This is a genomic window from Photorhabdus heterorhabditis, from assembly GCF_001280945.1.
GTDB classification, from domain to species: Bacteria; Pseudomonadota; Gammaproteobacteria; order Enterobacterales; family Enterobacteriaceae; genus Photorhabdus; species Photorhabdus heterorhabditis.
The window spans coordinates 45,442-66,600 of sequence record NZ_LJCS01000014.1 but is presented as its reverse complement, the minus strand read 5'-3'; the positions used below and the strand labels follow the sequence as shown (position 1 = coordinate 66,600).

The following is a 21,159-nucleotide window of genomic DNA, read 5'->3' as shown; positions in this document are numbered from 1 at the left end:
CAATAATTAAAGTAATGCCTGAGTTTCTTCAAACCCAAAACGTATATTCATACACTGAATCGCCTGAGCTGATGCACCTTTCAAGAGATTATCCTCAGTACCCACAATAACCAGGTGATCACCCTGTACAACAAAACCGATATCACAGAATGGCAATCCAACCACCGATTTCAGCGCCGGTACCCCTTTGCTGTAGAGCCGCACTAATGGCTTATCTTTATATGCCTGCTGATAAGCCTCATTAATCTGCCCTGAAGTAACACCTGGCTTCAATTTACAGGTAATTGTGGCAAGAATACCCCGCACGAAATTCCCAAGATGTGGAGTGAAAATTACTCTGGTACCCAGATGTTCCTCAATCTCTGGTTGATGACGATGAGTAAATATCCCATAAGGTTGCAAGCTGACCTCACAAAAACTGTTAGTCATGGTAGCTTTCCGCCCTGCCCCACTCACGCCACTGATGGCATTAATCACCGGCCAGTGGTTAGTATCTAACAAGCCATTTTCCAGTAGTGGCTTCAGGGAGAGTTGAGAAACTGTTGGATAACACCCCGGAACGGCAATCAACTGGGCCTGTTTGACTTTTTCATCCTGCCATTCAGCAAGTCCATATGCAGCTTGTTCTAACCATTGAATATATTTATGTTTGAATCCATAGTATTGTTGATAAATCTGAGTATTTTGTACGCGATAGGCACCAGAAAGATCGAACACTATGCAACCAGCTGCCAGAAACGCTGGCACAATGTCATGACTGACCTCATGGGCGGTGGCAAGGAACACCACATCAACGCCTTTAGCAGCATCAGTGACGTCAGTAAGTGGTTGCAATGGCAGATCAATGATGCCTTTATACTGTGGATGTAAATCTGAGAAGCATTTATCAGCATCAACACTTTGGGCAGAAACCATCAGTCCAATCAGATTTGTATGCGGGTGACGATGCAGATATGCTGCCAGTTCTGCTCCGGTATAACCACTTGCACCAACAACCAGCGTATTCAACATAAGATATCTTTACCTTGTGCTCAGTATTTAAACGGGATAAATGTATTTTTATTCAAAAAAAATGCATGAATATTGATACTATCATGAATAAAGGCTGTCAACAGTGAACATTAAATTACCTTCATTTATTGAGATATTTCGGCAGATAATCGCAACTCCATCTATCAGTGCTAACGATGCCAGCATTGACCAAAGTAACGAGCCTTTAATCAACCTCTTGGCAAGCTGGTTAAAGGAAATTGGTTTCGAGATTGAGATACAGCCCGTACCCGAAATCTACGGAAAATATAATTTACTGGCGACTCTGGGAAGTGGCCCAGGTGGGTTGCTGCTGTGTGGACACACTGATACCGTACCTTTTGACGAAGGACTTTGGACTAAAGATCCTTTCACCCTAACAGAACGCGATAACAAACTGTACGGGTTGGGTACGGCAGATATGAAAGGCTTTTTCGCTTTTATCATTGATGTTTTGCGGGATATTGATGTCAGTAAGATGACCCGTCCACTGTACATTCTGGCTACCGCAGATGAAGAAACAACAATGGCTGGTGCTCGTTATTTTGCAGCCAGTGCAACTATCCGACCAGATTTCGCTATCATCGGTGAACCGACTTCATTGCAACCTATCTGTGCACACAAAGGACATTTATCGAACGCTATCCGCATTATCGGCCAATCAGGACACTCTAGTGATCCAGCCCGTGGGATAAACGCCATTGATTTGATGCATGAATCTATTGGTCATCTAATTGAGTTACGCAATATGCTCAAAGAGCGTTACAACAATCCAGCGTTTGCCATTCCATACCCGACAATGAACTTCGGCTATATTCATGGCGGTGACGCGGTGAACCGTATTTGTGCACATTGTGAATTGCATATGGATATTCGCCCGTTGCCAGGGCTGACGTTACAAGATTTGAATGGGCTGTTAAATGAAGCCTTGGAACCAGTGAAACAACGGTGGCCTGGTCGTCTGACTATCAATGAATTACATCCCCCCATTCCTGGTTATGAATGCCCAACAGACCACAAGATGGTTGATGTAATAGAAAAACTGCTAGGCCGTAGAGCTGAAACAGTGAACTATTGTACCGAAGCGCCATTCATTCAGGAATTATGTCCAACTTTAGTCCTTGGCCCAGGTTCTATTGAACAGGCACACCAGCCAGACGAGTTTATTGATATATCATTCATTGAACCTACCAGAAAGATAATTTCTCAATTAGTCGATCATTTTTGCCTGAACAATAATTAGTTGTTTCAACGAGTCCCCCTAAAAATCAGGAGGACTCAAACATTATAGCAAGCAACAAAAGCACGTTTCCTAAGCTTTCTGGCACATAAGTAATACTTATAGAACATAACCGGTCATTAAATTTTAGAAATTTCTCCCAAACTGATTATTTTCTGATATGAATATCATGCTTAGGGTAAGTGCAAAACTGTGGCGTTACAAAAACAATTTTCCGCCACTTTACCAAAATTTTTCTACAGGAACAGAATCAACATTCTGCCAGCAATAAAGGCCAAGATTCATATGAACCAACAATATTCCGCAATGCGCAGTAATGTCAGCATGCTAGGTAAGCTGCTCGGAGACACGATCAAAGAAGCGTTAGGGGAAGATATTCTCGACAAAGTCGAGACTATCCGCAAATTATCCAAATCATCCCGCGCCGGCAATGAAGAACACCGCCAGCAACTATTATCTACATTGCAAAACCTATCTAATGATGAACTGTTGCCAGTTGCCCGCGCCTTCAACCAATTTCTTAACCTGACAAACGTCGCAGAACAGTATCACAGCATCTCCCCACACGGTGAAGCTGCCAGCAACCCGGTTGCATTAGCGAAATTATTCACCCAGTTAAAAGAAAAAAATTTCAATAACGACGACCTGAAAAAAGCGGTAAATGAACTGTCTATTGAACTAGTTCTCACCGCTCACCCAACTGAAATCGCACGTCGTACATTGATCCATAAACTGGTAGCAGTTAACACCTGTCTGTCACAATTAGACCACGATGATCTGGCGGATTATGAACGTAATAACATTATGCGCCGCCTGCGCCAGTTAGTTGCTCAGTCATGGCATACCGATGAAATCCGTAAAATCCGCCCTACTCCAATTGATGAAGCTAAATGGGGCTTCGCTATGGTGGAAAACAGTTTGTGGGAGGGTGTGCCAGCATTCTTACGCGAATTCAACGAACAACTGGAAGAGTCAATCAATTACAGCCTACCGGTCGAAGCGGTACCTATCCGCTTTACTTCCTGGATGGGCGGCGACCGAGACGGTAATCCAAACGTAACGGCTGAAGTGACTCGCCATGTGTTACTACTTAGCCGCTGGAAAGCAGCCGATCTATTCTTGAAAGATATTCAGGTTCTGGTTTCTGAACTATCCATGTCCGAATGTACACCAGAAGTTCGTAAACTGGCAGGTGGTGATGAAGTTCTGGAACCTTATCGAGAAATCGCTAAAGAACTACGGACACAACTCAGCAATACGCTAACCTATTTAGAGAAACAGCTGAAAGGAGAGCAAGTTCTGCCGCCAACTGATTTGCTGGTGGATAATGAGCAGCTCTGGCAACCACTTTACGCCTGTTATCAGTCATTAAGAACCTGTGGGATGGAAATCATTGCCAATGGTCAATTATTAGATATCTTACGCCGCATCCGTTGTTTTGGCCTATCTCTGGTACGCATTGATGTCCGTCAAGAAAGCACCCGCCATACAACCGCCATTTCTGAATTGACACAATATTTGGAGCTAGGTGACTACACCAGTTGGTCAGAAGAAGAGAAACAGGCTTTCCTGCTGCGTGAGCTGCATTCCAAACGTCCACTGCTTCCACATAACTGGCAACCAAGCGCTGAAACTCAAGAAGTTTTAGCAACTTGTAAAGTCATTGCGGAATCCCCTCAAGATGCCATCGCGGCTTACGTTATCTCAATGGCTAAAGTGCCTTCTGATGTATTAGCGGTTCACCTACTGCTAAAAGAAGCCGGTTGTCCGTTCACCTTGCCAGTTGCCCCTCTGTTTGAAACCCTTGATGACCTGAACAACGCCGAGAATGTCATTCAACAATTGATGAATATTCAATGGTATCGCTCACTGATTCAGGACAAGCAGATGGTAATGATTGGCTATTCTGACTCGGCAAAAGATGCGGGAGTGATGGCAGCGGGATGGGCGCAATACCGAGCACAAGATGCACTAATCAAAGCCTGTGAAAAAGAGGGCATCACGCTGACTTTGTTTCACGGTCGCGGCGGTACTATTGGCCGTGGCGGTGCACCCGCACATGCAGCGCTGCTTTCCCAACCACCGGGAAGCCTGAAAGGTGGCCTACGTGTAACCGAACAAGGTGAAATGATCCGTTTTAAATTCGGTCTGCCACAGGTCACTATCAGCAGCTTAGCGTTGTATGCCAGTGCCATTCTGGAAGCAAACCTGCTGCCTCCACCAGAGCCTAAACCGGAATGGCATCAAGTGATGGATACTCTGTCTGATGTTTCTTGCCACATGTATCGTGATTATGTGCGTGAACAGCCCGATTTTGTGCCTTATTTCCGCGCAGCAACACCAGAACAGGAATTAGCTAAACTGCCTTTGGGTTCCCGCCCTGCCAAACGCCGTCCGACAGGGGGGGTAGAAAGTCTGCGCGCTATCCCGTGGATTTTCGCTTGGACACAGAACCGCTTGATGTTACCAGCCTGGTTAGGTGCGGGCGCTGCACTACAAAAAGTGGTGAATGATGGTAAACAGGATGTACTGGCAGAAATGAGCCATGATTGGCCTTTCTTTACCACTCGCATTGGTATGCTAGAAATGGTCTTCGCCAAAGCTGATTTATGGTTGACGGAATATTACGATCATCGTTTGGTAGATAAGAGCTTATGGCCGTTAGGCCAGAGGCTGCGCGAGCAACTTTCTGCAGATATTAAGACGGTATTAACTATTTCCAAGGATGAACACCTGATGGCAGATTTACCGTGGATTGCAGAATCAATCGCTCTGCGTAATGTTTATACCGATCCATTAAACGTCCTACAGGCAGAACTATTACTACGTTCTCGTCAACAACAATATCCTGATCCACGGGTCGAACAGGCGTTGATGGTAACCATTGCTGGTATCGCCGCAGGAATGCGCAATACAGGTTAGTAGCAGTCAGTAGTAGGCAATCTCTGCGCAACGGTAGTGACATTATTGAGCACAGTACTGATATCTTTTCCCCAGGAAACCTCATATAAAATGTGCTCAATAGACAACGAAAAAGTAACTATTTCTCACCCGGCCAAGTCTAATTTAAGAAAAATTCCTTATCATTTACTCAACCCTTTTTCCGCAATAGGACAAGCAAATATGCAATGACGCCAGATTAATTTTCACCAATTATATAAATAAAATTTGATGATGTGATTTTTTCTCACTTCCCTAGAATTGTATTTTTCCATTTCTAAGAGGATTAAATCATGAAGAAAAATAAACTTGCCATTTTGCTATCTCTTGCTTCCTTGTTTGGTGTTAATGCCTATGCCCAAACAGAGCAACTGCCGGCAATCCCAGCTGCTCAAAAAGTCCTAATAGAGCAATCCCAGCTACTGCCTAACGCTAAGAGTCCCATCCGAGCCGAAGAGCAGAATCTCAAAATCGAGGATGGGTCTGTTCACGCTCCCGCACCTGCGCTAACCAATATGTGGGTCTATGCCGTTGGCTCAACGAATTGCGGATGGGAATACACGTCTAACTTGTTTGCAACGACCTGCGATCATGGAGGACAACAGCTCCGTGCCGCCGTTCTGGAAATTGGCTACGGGGTCAACCCCATTGCCTGGATGAACGGCGGTATACTGTCTAAATCAGAGATGTACTCTTCTCAAACAGTTTGTATTACGAACGGGTATTACACTTGGCCGTGCACTGCGGGCCAAACTGTGGTTGGCTTCCTTAATGAATACAACCTCGACGGCAACCAGAATGGTACCTTCAGGTACCAGAACACTTCCACGAATTCGCCTTGGAATACCATGTCCGTGCAGATTAACATTCTTTAACCTGCTGAAATTAGCTTAAATCTGGGGCGGGAAACCGCCCTTTTTATTGTCAGCCCGATGGGTTGTTAGCTATCCCTCCTCCCCTAATCCTAAAAGTTTGCTTCGCTCTTAATGAGAACTTAGGGAAAGAATTCCACAGTTTTGTTAAAGAATAATTCCTTATAATTTACCCAGCTCTGTTCCGCAATGAGATAAGCAAAGACGCGCCAAGGGCAGACCGCCCCTCATTACATAAATAAAATTTAATAATGTGATTTTTGCTCACTTCCCTAGAATTGTGCTCTTCCATTTCTAAGAGGATTAAATCATGAAGAAAAATAAACTTGCCATTTTGTTATCTCTTGCTTCCTTGTTTGGCGTTAATGCCTATGCCCAAACCCAAACAGAGCAACCGCAGGAGGTTCCTGCCACTCAAAATGCCCTGACAGCGCAATCACCTCTGCTGCCTAACCCTGAGAGTCCCGTCCGGGTTGAAGAGAAAGAACTCAACACTAAGTCTGAACTAGCTTACATCCCAGCACCTCCGCTAACCAATATATGGGTCTATGCCGTTGGCTCGACGAATTGCGGATGGGAATACACTTCCAACTTGTCGGTAACGAACTGCAATCACGGAGGGCAACAGCTCCGCGCCGCTGTTCTGGAAATTGGCTACGGATACAATTCCTTTGCTTGGATGAACGGCGGTATGCTGCCATACTCGCTGTACTCTTCTACGCCAGTTTGCATTACAAACGGGTACTACACTTGGCCGTGTGCTGGGGGCCAAATTGTGGCTGGCTTCCTTAAGGAATACGTCCTAGACGGTTACCAGAATGGTATCTTCAGATACCAGAACACTTCTGCTAATTGGCCTCAGAATACCATGTCAGTACAGATCAGCATTCTTTAACCTGCTGAAATCTACTTAAATCTGCAAGGGCCGGGAAACCGCCCTTGTTCATTTTTACGCACAGATATTGACTCCGATGGTTTATCCTCAGTGACTCTGCATGACAAATTCAAATATCTTTAGCATCTCTTCATCATTGTATTCCGTGATAATTCAATGACGCTCTATTAAGCAAATAAGAACCTACCCCAAAGGTAATTGTCTATAAATAGATAGGCATAACGCTTTATTTCGCTAATGAAAAAACTATTCGCGACCAATAACTGATCTCCGATGAACTCTGAAAGGAATTCTAACCATCAGAAACATAAACACATTATATTTAAATATATTAATCTTATTGTCCTATAAACAAATGAAAGTTTATCCTTTATCGAAGTAAGGCCGCAAAAAAAATGCTCTTACTAAGAGGTTTTCTTAGTAAGAGCCAACGATTAAGGACGAACACCCAAAGTATGGCAGATTGCATAACTCAGTTCCGCGCGATTCAAGGTATAAAAGTGAAAATCTTTCACACCTTCACGGCTTAAAATCTTTACCATATCCATTGCAATAGAAGCACCAACCAAATTAGAACTCTCAGGATCATCATCTAACCCATCAAACATTCTGGTCATCCAACTCGGAATACGAACATTGGTCATTGCAGCAAAACGCCGAAGCTGACGGAAGTTAGATACCGGCAGAATTCCTGGGACAATTTCCACATCAATCCCGGCAGCAACACAACGGTCACGAAAACGCAGGTAACTCTCCACATCAAAGAAGAATTGAGTAATAGCACGGCTTGCACCAGCATCAATTTTCCGTTTCAGGCTAATCAAATCAGCCTGGGAGCTTTTCGCTTCAGGATGAACTTCAGGGTATGCAGCAACTGAAATATCAAAATCAGCTTCTTCCTTAAGTAACTCAACCAGATCAACCCCATACATTTTGGGTTTTTCACTGTTATCCGGTAAATCACCACGTAAAGCCACAATATGACGGATACCATTATCCCAGTAATCACGGGCTATTTTGCGCAATTCATCACGGCTGGCATCAATGCAAGTAAGGTGTGGAGCCGCCTCAAGACCCGTTTTTTCTTTTATTCCCTTGATAATGCTATGGGTTCGATCACGTTCACCAGAGTTAGCACCATAAGTAACGGAAACAAATTTAGGCTTAAGGGTGCTCAATCGGCCAATGGATTTCCACAGGGTTTTTTCCATCTCTACTGTACGTGGTGGAAAGAATTCAAATGAAACACGGATCTGCCCTTCCAGTTCAGCCAGATTCTGATTCAGCGCCTCTCGCTGATTAGCGTGAAAAAAACTCATACCCTGCACCTCGTTAACAAACGGAATAATTTTCTATCTTATAATTTGCCAGCCACTCTTATTTAAACATCCAAACACCTATACGTTTAGACGTCTAAACAAGATGAATGATTGGCATTTTTTAGTCAACAAAAAATTTGGGTTAAGCGAGTGAGTAATCTTCATCCTGAATCGGAAAAAAATTCATCAATGGATATTTGGTTATGTTTACATCGAGTTGGCAGATCAAAATGTCCAAGACAACAATGAGGAAGAACTCTCTTCTCAGAGCAACCTTCCTCACGTTTCCTCGAATATCAAGCGAAGGAAATCACATCAGATTAAAGTGAAAGTTTTACAACTCAAAGCAGCTGCGACAAACGGTTAAGATCAGATTGAATCGCTCCTGCTGTCACATCACGACCAGCGCCCGGTCCGCGGATCACCAGCGGATTATCACGATACCAGCGGCTCTCAATCGCAAATAGATTGTCACACGGTAACAAAGAAGCTAGCGGGTTATCAGGACATACCGCCTCAACACCTACTTTTGCCTTACCGTTCGCATTAAAACGAGCAACATAACGCAACACCATACCCATTTCCTGTGCTGCTGCCAATCGCTGTACCATTTGCTCATTAATAGCACCACTGTTATCAAAGAATTGCTCAATAGAACCTGATGCTGCTTCTTTCGGGACGAGTGACTCAACACGTACTTGCTCTGGTTCAATCTCATACCCCGCTTCACGGGCAAGGATAATTAATTTACGCATCACATCTTGGCCAGACAGATCAATACGCGGATCAGGCTCTGTCAATCCCTGCTGCCACGCTTGCTCAACTAAGTCACTAAATGGCGCGGAACCATCAAATTGTAGAAACAGCCAAGATAATGTGCCGGAGAAGATCCCGCTGATCGACAGAATGGTATCGCCACTTTCTCGTAAATCTCTCACAGTATGGTTGATCGGCAAGCCAGCACCCACTGTCGCATTATAAAACCAGTGACGACCTGTTTTGGCGAATGCATCACGGATAAGACGATAATCGTTACTACTGGAAGAACCCGCAATTTTATTAGCACTGATAACATGGAAACCATAGCTGGCGAAATCGGTGTAACACCGGGCCAATTCTTCACTCGCAGTCACATCCAGGATAACCAAATCATCATAAGGATGCGCTCGCATCCACAGGAACAGCTCATCAACATCATGCTCTATCGCCTCATTATCAAAGAAAGCTAATGCCCGGCTAGCATCAATCCCCTGATAATCAAGCAAACTTCGGCGGCTATCCACTACCCCCGCCAGAATAAATTCAAAATCACTGCGAGCAGAAATATTTTTCTGCTCACGGGTGAATAGCTCTAACCAACGAGAACCGATATTTCCTTTACCGAACAAAATCAGACCAATCCGCTTTTCAGCACGGAACAAACTCTGGTGCAACCCCTGAATGACATGCTCAGTCTGATTGGTTCGCAATACAGCAACAAGGCTAATGCCATCCTCTGCATGCCAGATAAATTCTACTGGCTGATCTTTAAGTTGTTGATAAAAACGATGACAATGCAATGGATTCTTACATACACCTGCACCAACCAATGCCACCAGCGCCAGACCTTTTCTCAAGGACAATTTCCCCGGCAACGCGGCATCTTCCAGAGCATTCAGGGCACTATTCACCACTTCGGCAGTGTAACAAAGCTGAATCAGATTACAGTCAGGATGAATACCTGTTGCCAACGGACGAATTTGTCCCTGTTTTAACAACAAATCGATATCTTTGTGGATCTGTTTAAAATCATGATATGCAGCCACATGCAACTCAATCAGGCAAACATCATCATGACTAGTAACAATTTTTGCCCCAGTCCCAGTCGCTAGCACCCTTTCAATACGGGTAGAACCCTGCTCTGGTTGGTAGCTGCAACGCAGTAGCAGATCAATATCGCTAGAGGAAACAGGCTGCAAGGTACGAGTATGCAATACAGGAGCAGCAAGACGAGCCAGCTCACTGGCTTCATCCAAACGCAATAAAGGCAACAGGCAAGCATCTTTTACTCTTCTTGGGTCAGCACTGTAAACACCAGCAACATCACTCCAGATAGTCACTCGTTTCGCCCCAGCCAAAGCACCAACCTGAGTTGCAGAGTAGTCACTGCCATTACGTCCCAACAGAACCGTTTCTCCATCATGATTACTGGAGATAAAACCCGTCACAACCAATCGTTTATTTGGATTTTGAGTTAACAACTGACCCAACAATGGCTGAGAAAGTGCAATATCAATTTGTGGCTGAGCTGTCCGCTCGGCACGTAAAAACTGACGGGCGTCTACCCAAGCGCTAGGAATCCCCTGAGCTTCTAGTACTGCTGACATCAGACGTGCAGACCAGATCTCACCGTGACCAACAACTTCGGCATAAGTCACATCACTAACCGGCTTATCCAGTAATGCACTCAATCTTTCAAGATCAGCAATAAAACCCTCCATCAATTCTTCAGCAACAGTTTCAGGTAGCAATCCCTTAATAAGATCCTGCTGATAACGGCGCAGAACCTGCTGTACCTGATGGGCAGAAATACGGTCGTTCTGACTGAGCTTAAGCCAGTTAATTAACTGGTTAGTTGTGCTGCCTGCCGCGGATACCACCATTAAATCACCAGGTTGGCTGTAATTAGCCATAATCTTAGCTACCCGTTGATAACATTTCACATCCGCGAGACTGCTGCCACCAAACTTATGTAATTGGCGGCCATTTTCCGCCCCTGCTACTGCCAGTGCACCCATGGTCACTCCTTTACTACTGCCTGAAATGCATTTTCTAAGTCAGTGATTAAATCCTGACTATCTTCGATACCTACAGAAACACGCAATAGTGAATCCGTAATCCCCGCTTCTGCCCTTGCCTGTGCTGACATTCCAGCATGAGTCATCGTTGCCGTATGGGAAATTAAAGTTTCCACACCACCTAATGATTCCGCCAAAGTAAATAATTTTAACTCAGACAGAAAACAGCGTATCGCCTGTTCACTGCCATCTAACTCAAAACTTATCATTGCGCCAAAACCAGATTGCTGCTTACAAGCAATTTCATGTCCTGGATGATCTTTCAAAGAGGGGTAAAAAAGCTTTTTCACTAACGGTTGCTGTTGAAGATAATTCACAATCTCTAGCGCATTATTTTGCTGTAAAAGTACCCGTGGCGATAAAGTACGTATTCCACGCAGTAACAGGTAACTATCAAACGCCGCACCAGTTACACCAATATTATTGGCCCACCAAGCAAGTTCTGTTGCTATCTCTTCATCCTTAGCAATAATCGCTCCAGCAATAACATCAGAATGTCCGTTAAGGTATTTAGTACAGGAATGAACAACCAAGTCCGCTCCTAATTCCAGCGGTTTCTGTAATACTGGACTCAGAAAAGTATTATCAGCAATGACTATCGCACCTACTTCATGGGCAAGCTGGCATATACGGGCAATATCGACAATACGTAATAAAGGATTACTCGGCGTTTCAATCAATACCAGCTTTGGCTTTCTGGACAATACTCGCTTTAACGCCTGTTCATCCCCCTGATCGACAAAAGCGACTTCATAAGCACCACGTTTACTCTGACTGTCAAACAATCGGTAACTACCGCCATAACAGTCATGAGGAGCAACCAACAGATCACCAGGCTTTAGAAAAACGGTGCATAGTAGGTGAATCGCTGACATTCCACTGCTGGTCATTACAGCACCTACCCCTCCCTCCAATTCAGCCAATGCTCTCTGCACCATATCACGACCAGGATTGCTCCTCCGGGAATAATCATGTGTCCTCGGCTGATTGAAATCAGTAAAATTATAAGTACTGGAAAGATAAATAGGTGGAACAACGCAGCCATATTGCTCATCATTATTCAGCCCACTGCGAACTGCTATCGTTGCCTGTTTGCGTGTCATATCAGTTACCACTGTCTGCCATAAATTGAGTCAAGGAAGAATATCCTCTACCATAATGGACGTCAACACATCTAGACATCTAAACTTCTTTGCAGTTAGATTAACCAATGGGATAATTATCCATCATAATTATGATACTTTTATTAGTAGCAATTAGTTTATCGAATATACTATAACTGTATAATTGATAAGGAAATCACGATAAAATGGCAATATTTCACAACGAAAGCTGGCTCTGTTATCTGGCTTAATTTTATGACTATACGACTATTTAAGGTACCCCATGGCTGAATGGAACGGTGAATATGTCAGCCCTTATGCTGAACATGGCAAAAAAAGTGAACAAGTGAAGAAAATCACAGTTTCAATTCCTTTGAAAGTGTTGAGGATTCTCACTGATGAGCGTACCCGTCGCCAGGTAAATAACCTGCGTCACGCAACTAACAGTGAATTGCTGTGTGAAGCATTCCTGCATGCATTTACCGGGCAACCACTTCCTGATGATAATGACTTACGCAAAGAGCGTAACGATGAAATCCCAGAAGCAGCAAAAGAGATCATGCGTGAATTGGGTATTGATCCCGATACCTGGGAATATTGATGGTGGCACAACAAAGCCCGCTGCAAAATTCAGGGGCTTTGTTGTTATGTTCACTTTAAATGCAAAACGCCCGATGCAAAGCACCGGGCGTTTGTTCGTACCAGTGGCCTGCTCTATAAGCAGACACAAATCCGCAATTACTTGCCAACACCTGGAACGTTGAAACGTTTGTTAAAGCGATCAACACGACCACCGGTAGCAACATCACGTTGTTTACCAGTATAGAATGGGTGACATTGACCACATACGTCCAAATTCAGGGAGTGACCAACGGTAGATCTGATTTGCATTACATTACCGCAAGAACAAGTTGCAGTAACTGCTTCATATTTAGGATGAATACCTTTTTTCATGGGATAACCTCTGTTAAGGCCGTGTCGCTATCCAGCCCTGTTGCCGCCAGACACCACACGTCGCGTTGATAAAATAAGTTTGGCATCTTCCATACCAAAGGCGGCGGATCATACAGAATATCCATCTATCTCGCAATGAAATCCGTTCATGGTCTGTGATACTCTATAGTCAATTTTTGACTATACTCTGACTTACTCATTGATCTTATGGAATAATTTTATGGCTGTTGTTCAGGTTGCTTTGCCGGTCCCTCTTACTCGTTCTTTTGACTATCTACTACCCGCAAACAGCCAATTACCCGTTGCCGGGATGCGGGTAACAGTACCTTTTGGCAAACGTAAAGCGATTGGTATCGTCACTGGAACAACCGATAGTAGTGATATTCCAGCAGAACAACTGAAACCAATAGAATCTATTCTCGATACTCGCCCTTTATTTTCAGCAGATCTTTGGCAATTATTACTCTGGGCTTCCAACTATTACCATTATCCGCTAGGCGAAGTCCTGTTTCATGCATTGCCGGTATTGCTTCGTCAGGGAAAACCTGCTGAACCAACTCCGCTCTGGCAATGGCGAGTGACTCCGACAGGTGCTGAAATACCGCTGGCGCAACTGAAACGCTCACCAAAACAACAGCAAGCGCTGGCAACACTGCGCCAGAAAACGATATATCGCCATCAGATTACAGAACTGGAATTGAGCGAAAGCGCCCTTCAGTCACTTAAAAAGAAAGCACTTATCGATTTGTATCCTATGCAACCTGAGTCTAAAGACTGGAGGAACCATTTTCAAATCACCGGCGAACGCCTGAAATTGAATACAGAACAGGCCACAGCAATTGGTGCGATCCGCGCAGAGGATCAGCAATTTTCTGCCTGGTTACTGGCTGGAGTCACCGGCTCAGGTAAAACAGAAATTTATCTTAGCGTACTGGAGAATATTCTGGCACAAGGTAAACAGGCGCTGATCCTTGTACCGGAAATTGGCCTGACACCACAGACAATCCGCCGTTTCAGAAAACGCTTCAATGCACCGGTTGACGTTCTCCATTCAGCCTTGAATGACAGTGAACGCCTGGCTGTATGGCTGCGAGCACAACGCGGTGAGAATGCGATTATCATCGGTACACGCTCAGCCCTATTTACACCATTTGCCTGTTTGGGTGTCATCATTATCGATGAAGAACACGATAGCTCTTATAAACAACAGGAAGGCTGGCGTTACCATGCCCGTGATTTAGCAGTATTCAGGGCAAAAAAAGAAAATATCCCGGTTATCATGGGTTCTGCTACTCCAGCACTGGAAACACTTTATAATGTGCAACAAGGCAAATACCGCCAGCTAACATTATCCAAACGGGCAGGTCATGCCCAACCCGCCACTCAACATTTACTGGATTTAAAAGGTTTGCCGATAAGAGTCGGGTTATCTCAGCCACTTATAAAGCGTATTGAGGAACATCTAAAAGCGGGCAACCAGATAATGCTGTTCCTCAACCGCCGTGGTTATTCACCGGCCTTACTTTGTCATGAGTGTGGTTGGATTGCAGAATGCCAACGCTGTGACCATTATTACACGCTACATCAGCACCATCGTCAGTTGCGTTGCCATCATTGTGACAGCCAACGCTCAGTTCCTCACCAGTGCCCACAATGCGGCTCTACCCATCTTCAACCTGCTGGCCTTGGCACAGAACAGCTTGAAAGTGGTATTTCAGACCTGTTTCCCGGTGTGCCTATTACCCGAATTGACAAAGATACCACCAGTCGTAAAGGAGCACTGGAGCAACGATTGACTGATATTCATGCCGGAGGTGCCCGTATATTAATCGGCACACAAATGCTGGCAAAAGGTCACCATTTCCCTAATGTCACGCTAGTCTCCTTGCTGGATGTTGATGGCGCCCTATTTTCTGCAGACTTCCGGGCAGCGGAACGCTTCGCACAGCTTTATACGCAAGTATCTGGCCGTGCTGGTCGGGCAGGTAAACAGGGAGAAGTGGTTCTCCAGACCCATCATCCTGATCATCCGTTATTGCAAATTCTGTTGAACAAAGGCTACGACGCATTCGCTGCCCAAGCTATGGATGAACGACAAAACGTATTTTTGCCGCCATTTACCAGCCATATTATCTTGCGGTCAGAAGATCATGATAATCAGCAGTCACCCGTCTTTTTACAGCAATTACGTTTGCTTTTTGAAAATCATCCTCTGCGCGAGGATAACTTATGGATCATGGGACCAGTACCTGCATTACAGGCAAAAAGAAGCGGTCGTTATCGCTGGCAGCTACTCATTCAACATCCATCTAGAATTTCTCTACAGAAAATAATGGCAATGGTCTACCCACAAATAACCGCGTTGCCGCAAACTCGAAAAGTGAAATGGAGTATTGATGTGGACCCAACGGATGGTTAATGACCTTTATTTTTAAGCATATATACCCAATAGATTTCAAGTTGCAGTGCGGCGGCAAGAGAACGCATCCCCAGGAGCATAGATAACGATGTGACTGGGGTAAGTGAACGCAGCCAACAAAGAGGCAACTTGAAAGATAACAGGTATAAGTTTATCAAATAAAACATTCTTCTATTAACTACTCGGAAAAATCACACTTGATAAACGCAATCAATGAAAAATTATTTACTAATTTGCGAGCCACATCGAATAAATGATTTATATCACCTTTTTTTGCAAACTAAGGAATAAACGAATTTGCCAAACTGTTTAGAATGATCCCTTAATAACATTGTCATAATCCTAAACCAAATGTCATTATTTTACTTAAAATGACTGATGGCTTCCGGCAACCCAAAAATGACAATCGTTTATACCCTATGGATTTCAAGATGGATCGCAACGGCAAGGGAGCGAATCCCCGGGAACATAGATAACTCTGTGACCGGGGTGAGTGAGTGCAGCCAACAAAGAGGCAACTTGAAAGATAACAGGTATAACTAATCAGTCAGGAAATGAGGAGTGAGTTTTGGAGCAGAAAAAGAATGGCACCTCCGCAACGATGAAAGATGTCGCTGAAGTGGCTGGCGTTTCTACCGCAACAGTATCAAGAACACTCATGAATCCGGAAAAGGTTTCCTCTCAGACACGACAAAAAGTGGAGCAAGCTGTACTGGCTGTGGGCTATTATCCTAATAACTTATCCCGCAATCTCAAACGCAGTGAGTCGAAAACGATCCTGGTAATAGTGCCGAATATCAGTGACCCTTTTTTCACAGATGTGATTTGTGGTATCGAAGAGACAGCCACGCAACATGGTTATCTAGTGTTAATCGGTGATTGTCAACATCAGCATAAACAAGAACACGCATTTCTCAACCTGATTATCACTAAACAGATTGATGGTATGTTGCTGCTCGGTTCTAACATTCCATTTGATGCCAGTAAAGAAGAACAAAAAAACCTGCCGCCAATGGTGATGGCAAACGAATTTGCACCTGATCTAGAACTTCCAACTATTCATATTGATAACCTGACCGCAGCATTCAACGCCACCCATTACCTGCAAACACTGGGTCATAAACATATTGCCTGCATTTCCGGACCGGAAGATATGCTACTTTGCCGTTATCGCCTTCAGGGATATATACAAGCATTGCGGCGCTCTGGTGGGACAATTCGTGAAGATTATATTGTCCAGGGTAATTTTACCCATGAAAGCGGTGCAAAGCTGACCGAACAGTTGATGTCTCTACCAGAGCCTCCTACCGCCATTTTCTGCCACAGCGATGTGATGGCGATTGGCGTCATGTGGCAAGCTAAAAGAATGGGCTTAAAAATACCGGAAGACTTATCAATTATTGGGTTCGATAACTTAAATTTAGCCACGTACAGCGATCCACCTCTGACCACGGTTGGCCAACCTCGTTATCAGATTGGTCACAAAGCAATGCTGCTATTACTCGATCAAATCCAGGGCCACACAACATCTGGCGGTTCTCAATTATTAGAATCTGAACTCATCATTCGACAAAGTGCCTGTTCGCCTAAAAGCTAGGCAAATAACCGCAGGTTAAGTAATATATTGTTTATTTTCTTTTATTTAAATAACTCAGCGAATTAGACAGTGGCACAACGAGATTATGTGAGCCGCGGGCGTTCAAACCCCCGCCGTAAAAATACCGACAAGAAAAAACACCAAACCCAAGGTTTGCCAAAAACAACATTGGCAGTAGCAATAGCCTTGGTGGTCATCTTTATTGGTGGTCTTTACTTTATTACCCACAATAAACAGGAAAGCGCTCCAGACACACTACCAAAACATCCTCAGCAAAATCACGGCTTACCGCCAAAACCGGAAGAGCGCTGGCGCTACATCAAAGAGTTGGAAAATCGCCCTGTCGGCATAGCGACTCCGCGTGATCCATCATCTAGCGGACAAATAAATTCACAAACCCAGTTAACCGCAGAACAACGGCAGCTACTTGAACAGATGCAGGCAGATATGCAACAACCAGCAACTTCATTGCCAGAAGTTCCATACAATGGCGTTCAAGTGCCACGTTCACAAGTTATCATCAAGCCACCAACAGAGACGCAACAACCGCTGGAAGCAAGGCTACAACCTCAGCAACAAGTACAAGTTCAAACAATTCAACCGCAAACACCATCAGTTGAAACCAGTAAACCTAAACCAGCAGAAAGCGCACAACGCATGATTTTACAGTGTGGTTCATTCCGTAATATGGATCAGGCTGAATCAGTACGCGCCAGACTGGCATTTGCCGGTATTGAAAGCCAAATCACAACGGGGGGCGGCTGGCATCGTGTTATTCTTGGTCCCTACAGTAAAAGCACCGCTGAAAAAATGCAGGAACGTCTGAAAGGTGCCGGAGTACCCGGTTGTATTCTCCGTGTAACAGGGGGTTGAAAAATTATAATCCTCCCCCATTTATAACTCCTAGCACCGTGCACACGGTATTTTCGATAGCTATATACACTGCCGAAAATACCGTGCGTCACATTTATCTATTTTGTAACCAAGGGCTTACTCGTGACTACAATCGTAAGTGTTCGCCGTAATGGCCAAGTCGTAATCGGTGGTGATGGACAGGCAACGATGGGTAATACCGTCATGAAAGGCAATGTCCGGAAAGTTCGCCGCCTCTATAATGACAAAGTAATCGCGGGTTTTGCCGGCGGTACAGCAGACGCTTTTACTCTGTTTGAGCTGTTTGAACGTAAACTTGAAATGCATCAAGGCCACCTGACAAAGGCAGCTGTTGAACTTGCCAAAGATTGGCGAACTGACCGTATGTTGCGCAAACTGGAAGCATTACTGGCAGTAGCAGATGAAAACAGCTCCCTTATCATCACAGGCAACGGCGATGTTATTCAGCCTGAAAATGACTTGATTGCTATTGGTTCTGGTGGCCCATACGCGCAGGCCGCCGCACGGGCAATGCTGGAAAATACTGATCTCAATGCCAGAGAAATTGCAGAGAAAGCGCTGACAATTGCCGGTGATATCTGTATTTACACCAACCATAATCACAAATTCGAAGAACTTCCTTCAAAAGCGTAAGGATAGATAGTATGTCTGAAATGACTCCACGCGAAATTGTCAGTGAACTTGACAACTACATTATTGGTCAGGACAAAGCGAAACGCGCTGTAGCTATCGCACTCCGTAACCGCTGGCGTCGTATGCAGTTGAATGAAATGCTGCGTTACGAAGTGACGCCTAAAAATATTCTGATGATTGGCCCGACTGGTGTAGGCAAAACCGAAATCGCACGTCGGCTGGCAAAACTGGCAAATGCACCATTCATCAAAGTTGAAGCAACAAAATTCACAGAAGTTGGCTACGTTGGTAAAGAAGTCGACTCTATTATCCGTGATCTAACAGACGCTGCGGTTAAAATGGTTCGGCTGCAATCCATTGAAAAAAACCGTTACCGGGCTGAAGAATTGGCAGAAGAGCGTATTCTGGATGTGTTGATCCCACCAGCAAAAAATAACTGGGGGCAAGCAGAAGTTCAGTCTGAACCATCAGCAGCACGCCAAGCATTCCGTAAGAAATTACGTGAAGGTCAGCTTGATGATAAAGAAATCGAAATCGACGTTGCTACCGCACCCGTGGGCGTGGAAATCATGGCCCCTCCTGGCATGGAAGAGATGACCAATCAGTTACAATCCATGTTCCAGAACCTTGCCGGTCAGAAACACAAATCACGTAAGCTGAAAATCAAAGATGCCTTCAAACTGTTGGTAGAAGAAGAAGCCGCTAAACTGGTTAACCCTGAAGAGTTGAAACAGCAGGCAATTGATTCAGTTGAACAACACGGCATTGTCTTCATTGATGAAATCGACAAGATCTGTAAACGCGGTCAGACTTCAGGCCCTGATGTTTCCCGTGAAGGCGTTCAACGTGACCTACTGCCACTGGTGGAAGGTTGTACTGTATCCACTAAACATGGCATGGTAAAAACAGACCATATCCTGTTTATCGCATCCGGTGCATTCCAGGTTTCCAGTCCTTCTGATCTGATCCCCGAATTACAAGGGCGTTTGCCAATCCGCGTGGAACTGCAAGCATTAACCACAGAAGATTTTGAACGCATTCTAACTGAACCTAGCGCATCTTTGACTGAACAATACAAAGCACTGATGGCAACAGAAGGAATGGACATCAGTTTCACCACTGACGGAATCCGCAGAATCGCTGAAGCAGCATGGCAGGTAAACGAATCAACCGAAAATATCGGTGCTCGTCGCTTACATACTGTTCTTGAACGACTGATGGAAGATATCTCTTTTGAAGCTAGCGAACGTCACGGTCAGTCAGTCGACATCAATGCTGACTACGTTAAAGAACATTTAGATGAACTGGTTGCAGATGAAGATCTAAGCCGATTTATTCTATAATCGGGGTATGTGATTCCTTGATTCGCTATAAATGATGGGAGGCTTGCCTCCCATCACTTTTTTATAACATCCAAAGGAGCGAGTTAACGCAGAAATGAACTCATCAACTTCCATTAGTCAAACCCAAGCATGGCTGGAAAGTTTGCGTCCTAAAACGCTTCCGCTGGCACTTGCCGCTATCATGACCGGATCAGCCCTTGCTGCCTGGAACGGGCATTTCAAGCTCCCTGTTGCCTTACTTGCTCTATTAACAGCCGCCATACTGCAAATTTTATCCAATCTCGCCAATGACTACGGTGATGTTGTTAAAGGAAGTGATACCGAAAAACGTATCGGACCACTGCGCGGTATGCAAAAAGGAATTATTACTGCTTCACAGATGAAAAGGGCACTGAAGATTATGGTGCTGCTGGCTTGCCTATCTGGTGCTACCCTGATTGCTATTGCCTGTGAAGAACCTAGGGACATATTAGGTTTCTTGGTACTTGGTTTGCTAGCAATTGTTGCCGCAATTACCTATACAGTCGGTACAAAACCTTATGGTTATATGGGACTCGGTGATATTTCAGTAATGATTTTCTTTGGCTGGTTAAGTGTTGCCGGGACTTACTATCTTCAAGCTAGTTTTTTTGACTCAATTGTTATGTTGCCGGCAACGGCCTGCGGTTTTCTGTCTACTGCTGTTTTGAATATTAATAACTTGCGCGATATTGAAGATGACAAACGACATGGCAAAAACACCTTGGCTGTCCGTCTCGGCCCTAAAAAAGCCCGTTACTATCATGTCAGTCTGATAATCGGAGCAATATTCTGCTTGGTATTATTTACCATACGAAATTTGCCTGGCTGGACCGGTTGGCTATTCCTGCTCGCTCTACCCTTATTACTCAAGCACATGTGGTATGTACTTAATGAACCCACATCAGAAGGAATGCGTCCAATGCTAGAACAGATGGTCAAAACAGCACTACTGACTAACATTCTTTTTTCTATCGGTCTTATTCTTAATTAACCAGGCAGAATTTGATCTTTTGTACCATTTTATCAATTGATGATTTTGCTAACACCAGCCTGGAAGGGATAT

The 21,159-nt window shown here is 44.5% G+C and carries 16 protein-coding genes; 11 read left to right on the top strand and 5 right to left on the bottom strand.

The genetic code is table 11. The annotated features are described in order from the left end of the window. Positions 1 to 6: 6 nt before the first annotated feature. Entirely contained in the window at positions 7 to 1,011 is a 1,005-nt protein-coding gene (argC, locus tag AM629_RS07580) for an N-acetyl-gamma-glutamyl-phosphate reductase (RefSeq protein ID WP_054477660.1), read from the bottom strand. A 103-nt stretch (positions 1,012 to 1,114) separates the two neighbouring features. Between argC and argE the strand changes: the two genes are divergently transcribed. The 4 genes from argE to AM629_RS07560 all read left to right on the top strand — a co-directional run bounded on the left by argE (position 1,115) and on the right by AM629_RS07560 (position 6,976). Then, positions 1,115 to 2,272 carry an acetylornithine deacetylase gene (argE, locus tag AM629_RS07575; RefSeq protein WP_054477658.1) on the top strand — a complete coding sequence of 386 codons (1,158 nt, stop codon included), beginning with the start codon at positions 1,115 to 1,117 and terminating at the stop codon, positions 2,270 to 2,272. Between the two features lie 282 nt (positions 2,273 to 2,554). Further along, positions 2,555 to 5,191 (top strand): phosphoenolpyruvate carboxylase, encoded by a 2,637-nt coding sequence (ppc, locus tag AM629_RS07570; protein WP_054477681.1) that lies wholly within the window; start codon positions 2,555 to 2,557, stop codon positions 5,189 to 5,191. 311 nt (positions 5,192 to 5,502) lie between these two features. After that, positions 5,503 to 6,084: a YolA family protein gene (locus AM629_RS07565; RefSeq protein WP_054477656.1), complete on the top strand. Its 582-nt coding sequence runs from the start codon at positions 5,503 to 5,505 to the stop codon at positions 6,082 to 6,084. Positions 6,085 to 6,391: 307 nt separating this feature from the next. Then, complete coding sequence (locus AM629_RS07560) at positions 6,392 to 6,976, top strand: YolA family protein (RefSeq protein WP_054477654.1); 585 nt, start codon at positions 6,392 to 6,394, stop codon at positions 6,974 to 6,976. A 434-nt stretch (positions 6,977 to 7,410) separates the two neighbouring features. Here the strand turns inward: AM629_RS07560 and metF are convergent, their stop codons facing one another. The 3 genes from metF to metB all read right to left on the bottom strand — a co-directional run bounded on the left by metF (position 7,411) and on the right by metB (position 12,235). After that, positions 7,411 to 8,295: a methylenetetrahydrofolate reductase gene (gene metF, locus AM629_RS07555; protein WP_054477653.1), complete on the bottom strand. Its 885-nt coding sequence runs from the start codon at positions 8,293 to 8,295 to the stop codon at positions 7,411 to 7,413. Between the two features lie 341 nt (positions 8,296 to 8,636). Further along, complete coding sequence (locus tag AM629_RS07550; protein ID WP_054477651.1) at positions 8,637 to 11,072, bottom strand: bifunctional aspartate kinase/homoserine dehydrogenase II; 2,436 nt, start codon at positions 11,070 to 11,072, stop codon at positions 8,637 to 8,639. A 2-nt stretch (positions 11,073 to 11,074) separates the two neighbouring features. Further along, on the bottom strand, positions 11,075 to 12,235 hold the full coding sequence (metB, locus tag AM629_RS07545) for a cystathionine gamma-synthase (RefSeq protein WP_054477649.1): 1,161 nt from the start codon (positions 12,233 to 12,235) through the stop codon (positions 11,075 to 11,077). 283 nt (positions 12,236 to 12,518) lie between these two features. Between metB and metJ the strand changes: the two genes are divergently transcribed. Further along, the gene (metJ, locus tag AM629_RS07540) at positions 12,519 to 12,836 is read left to right on the top strand and encodes a met regulon transcriptional regulator MetJ (RefSeq protein ID WP_054477647.1); all 318 of its coding nucleotides are present in this window, start codon (positions 12,519 to 12,521) and stop codon (positions 12,834 to 12,836) included. Between the two features lie 137 nt (positions 12,837 to 12,973). On the opposite strand, the gene rpmE is transcribed toward metJ, so the two are convergent. Further along, positions 12,974 to 13,189, bottom strand: a complete 216-nt coding sequence (gene rpmE / locus AM629_RS07535) for a 50S ribosomal protein L31 (RefSeq protein ID WP_054477645.1) — start codon at positions 13,187 to 13,189, stop codon at positions 12,974 to 12,976. A 220-nt stretch (positions 13,190 to 13,409) separates the two neighbouring features. On the opposite strand from rpmE, the gene priA reads away from it, so the two are divergent. The 6 genes from priA to AM629_RS07505 all read left to right on the top strand — a co-directional run bounded on the left by priA (position 13,410) and on the right by AM629_RS07505 (position 21,087). Then, positions 13,410 to 15,608, top strand: a complete 2,199-nt coding sequence (priA, locus tag AM629_RS07530) for a primosomal protein N' (RefSeq protein ID WP_054477644.1) — start codon at positions 13,410 to 13,412, stop codon at positions 15,606 to 15,608. A gap of 568 nt (positions 15,609 to 16,176) precedes the next feature. Beyond that, positions 16,177 to 17,205, top strand: coding sequence for a DNA-binding transcriptional regulator CytR (cytR, locus tag AM629_RS07525; protein ID WP_054477643.1), 1,029 nt, complete (start codon positions 16,177 to 16,179; stop codon positions 17,203 to 17,205). A 69-nt stretch (positions 17,206 to 17,274) separates the two neighbouring features. Further along, on the top strand, positions 17,275 to 18,078 hold the full coding sequence (ftsN, locus tag AM629_RS07520; protein ID WP_054477641.1) for a cell division protein FtsN: 804 nt from the start codon (positions 17,275 to 17,277) through the stop codon (positions 18,076 to 18,078). A 123-nt stretch (positions 18,079 to 18,201) separates the two neighbouring features. Next, a complete protein-coding gene (hslV, locus tag AM629_RS07515) occupies positions 18,202 to 18,732 on the top strand; it encodes an ATP-dependent protease subunit HslV (RefSeq protein WP_054477639.1) in 531 nt (176 codons plus the stop codon). A gap of 11 nt (positions 18,733 to 18,743) precedes the next feature. Then, a complete protein-coding gene (gene hslU / locus AM629_RS07510; RefSeq protein WP_054477637.1) occupies positions 18,744 to 20,075 on the top strand; it encodes an ATP-dependent protease ATPase subunit HslU in 1,332 nt (443 codons plus the stop codon). 94 nt (positions 20,076 to 20,169) lie between these two features. Continuing rightward, complete coding sequence (locus tag AM629_RS07505; RefSeq protein ID WP_054477636.1) at positions 20,170 to 21,087, top strand: 1,4-dihydroxy-2-naphthoate polyprenyltransferase; 918 nt, start codon at positions 20,170 to 20,172, stop codon at positions 21,085 to 21,087. Positions 21,088 to 21,159 lie beyond the last annotated feature (72 nt).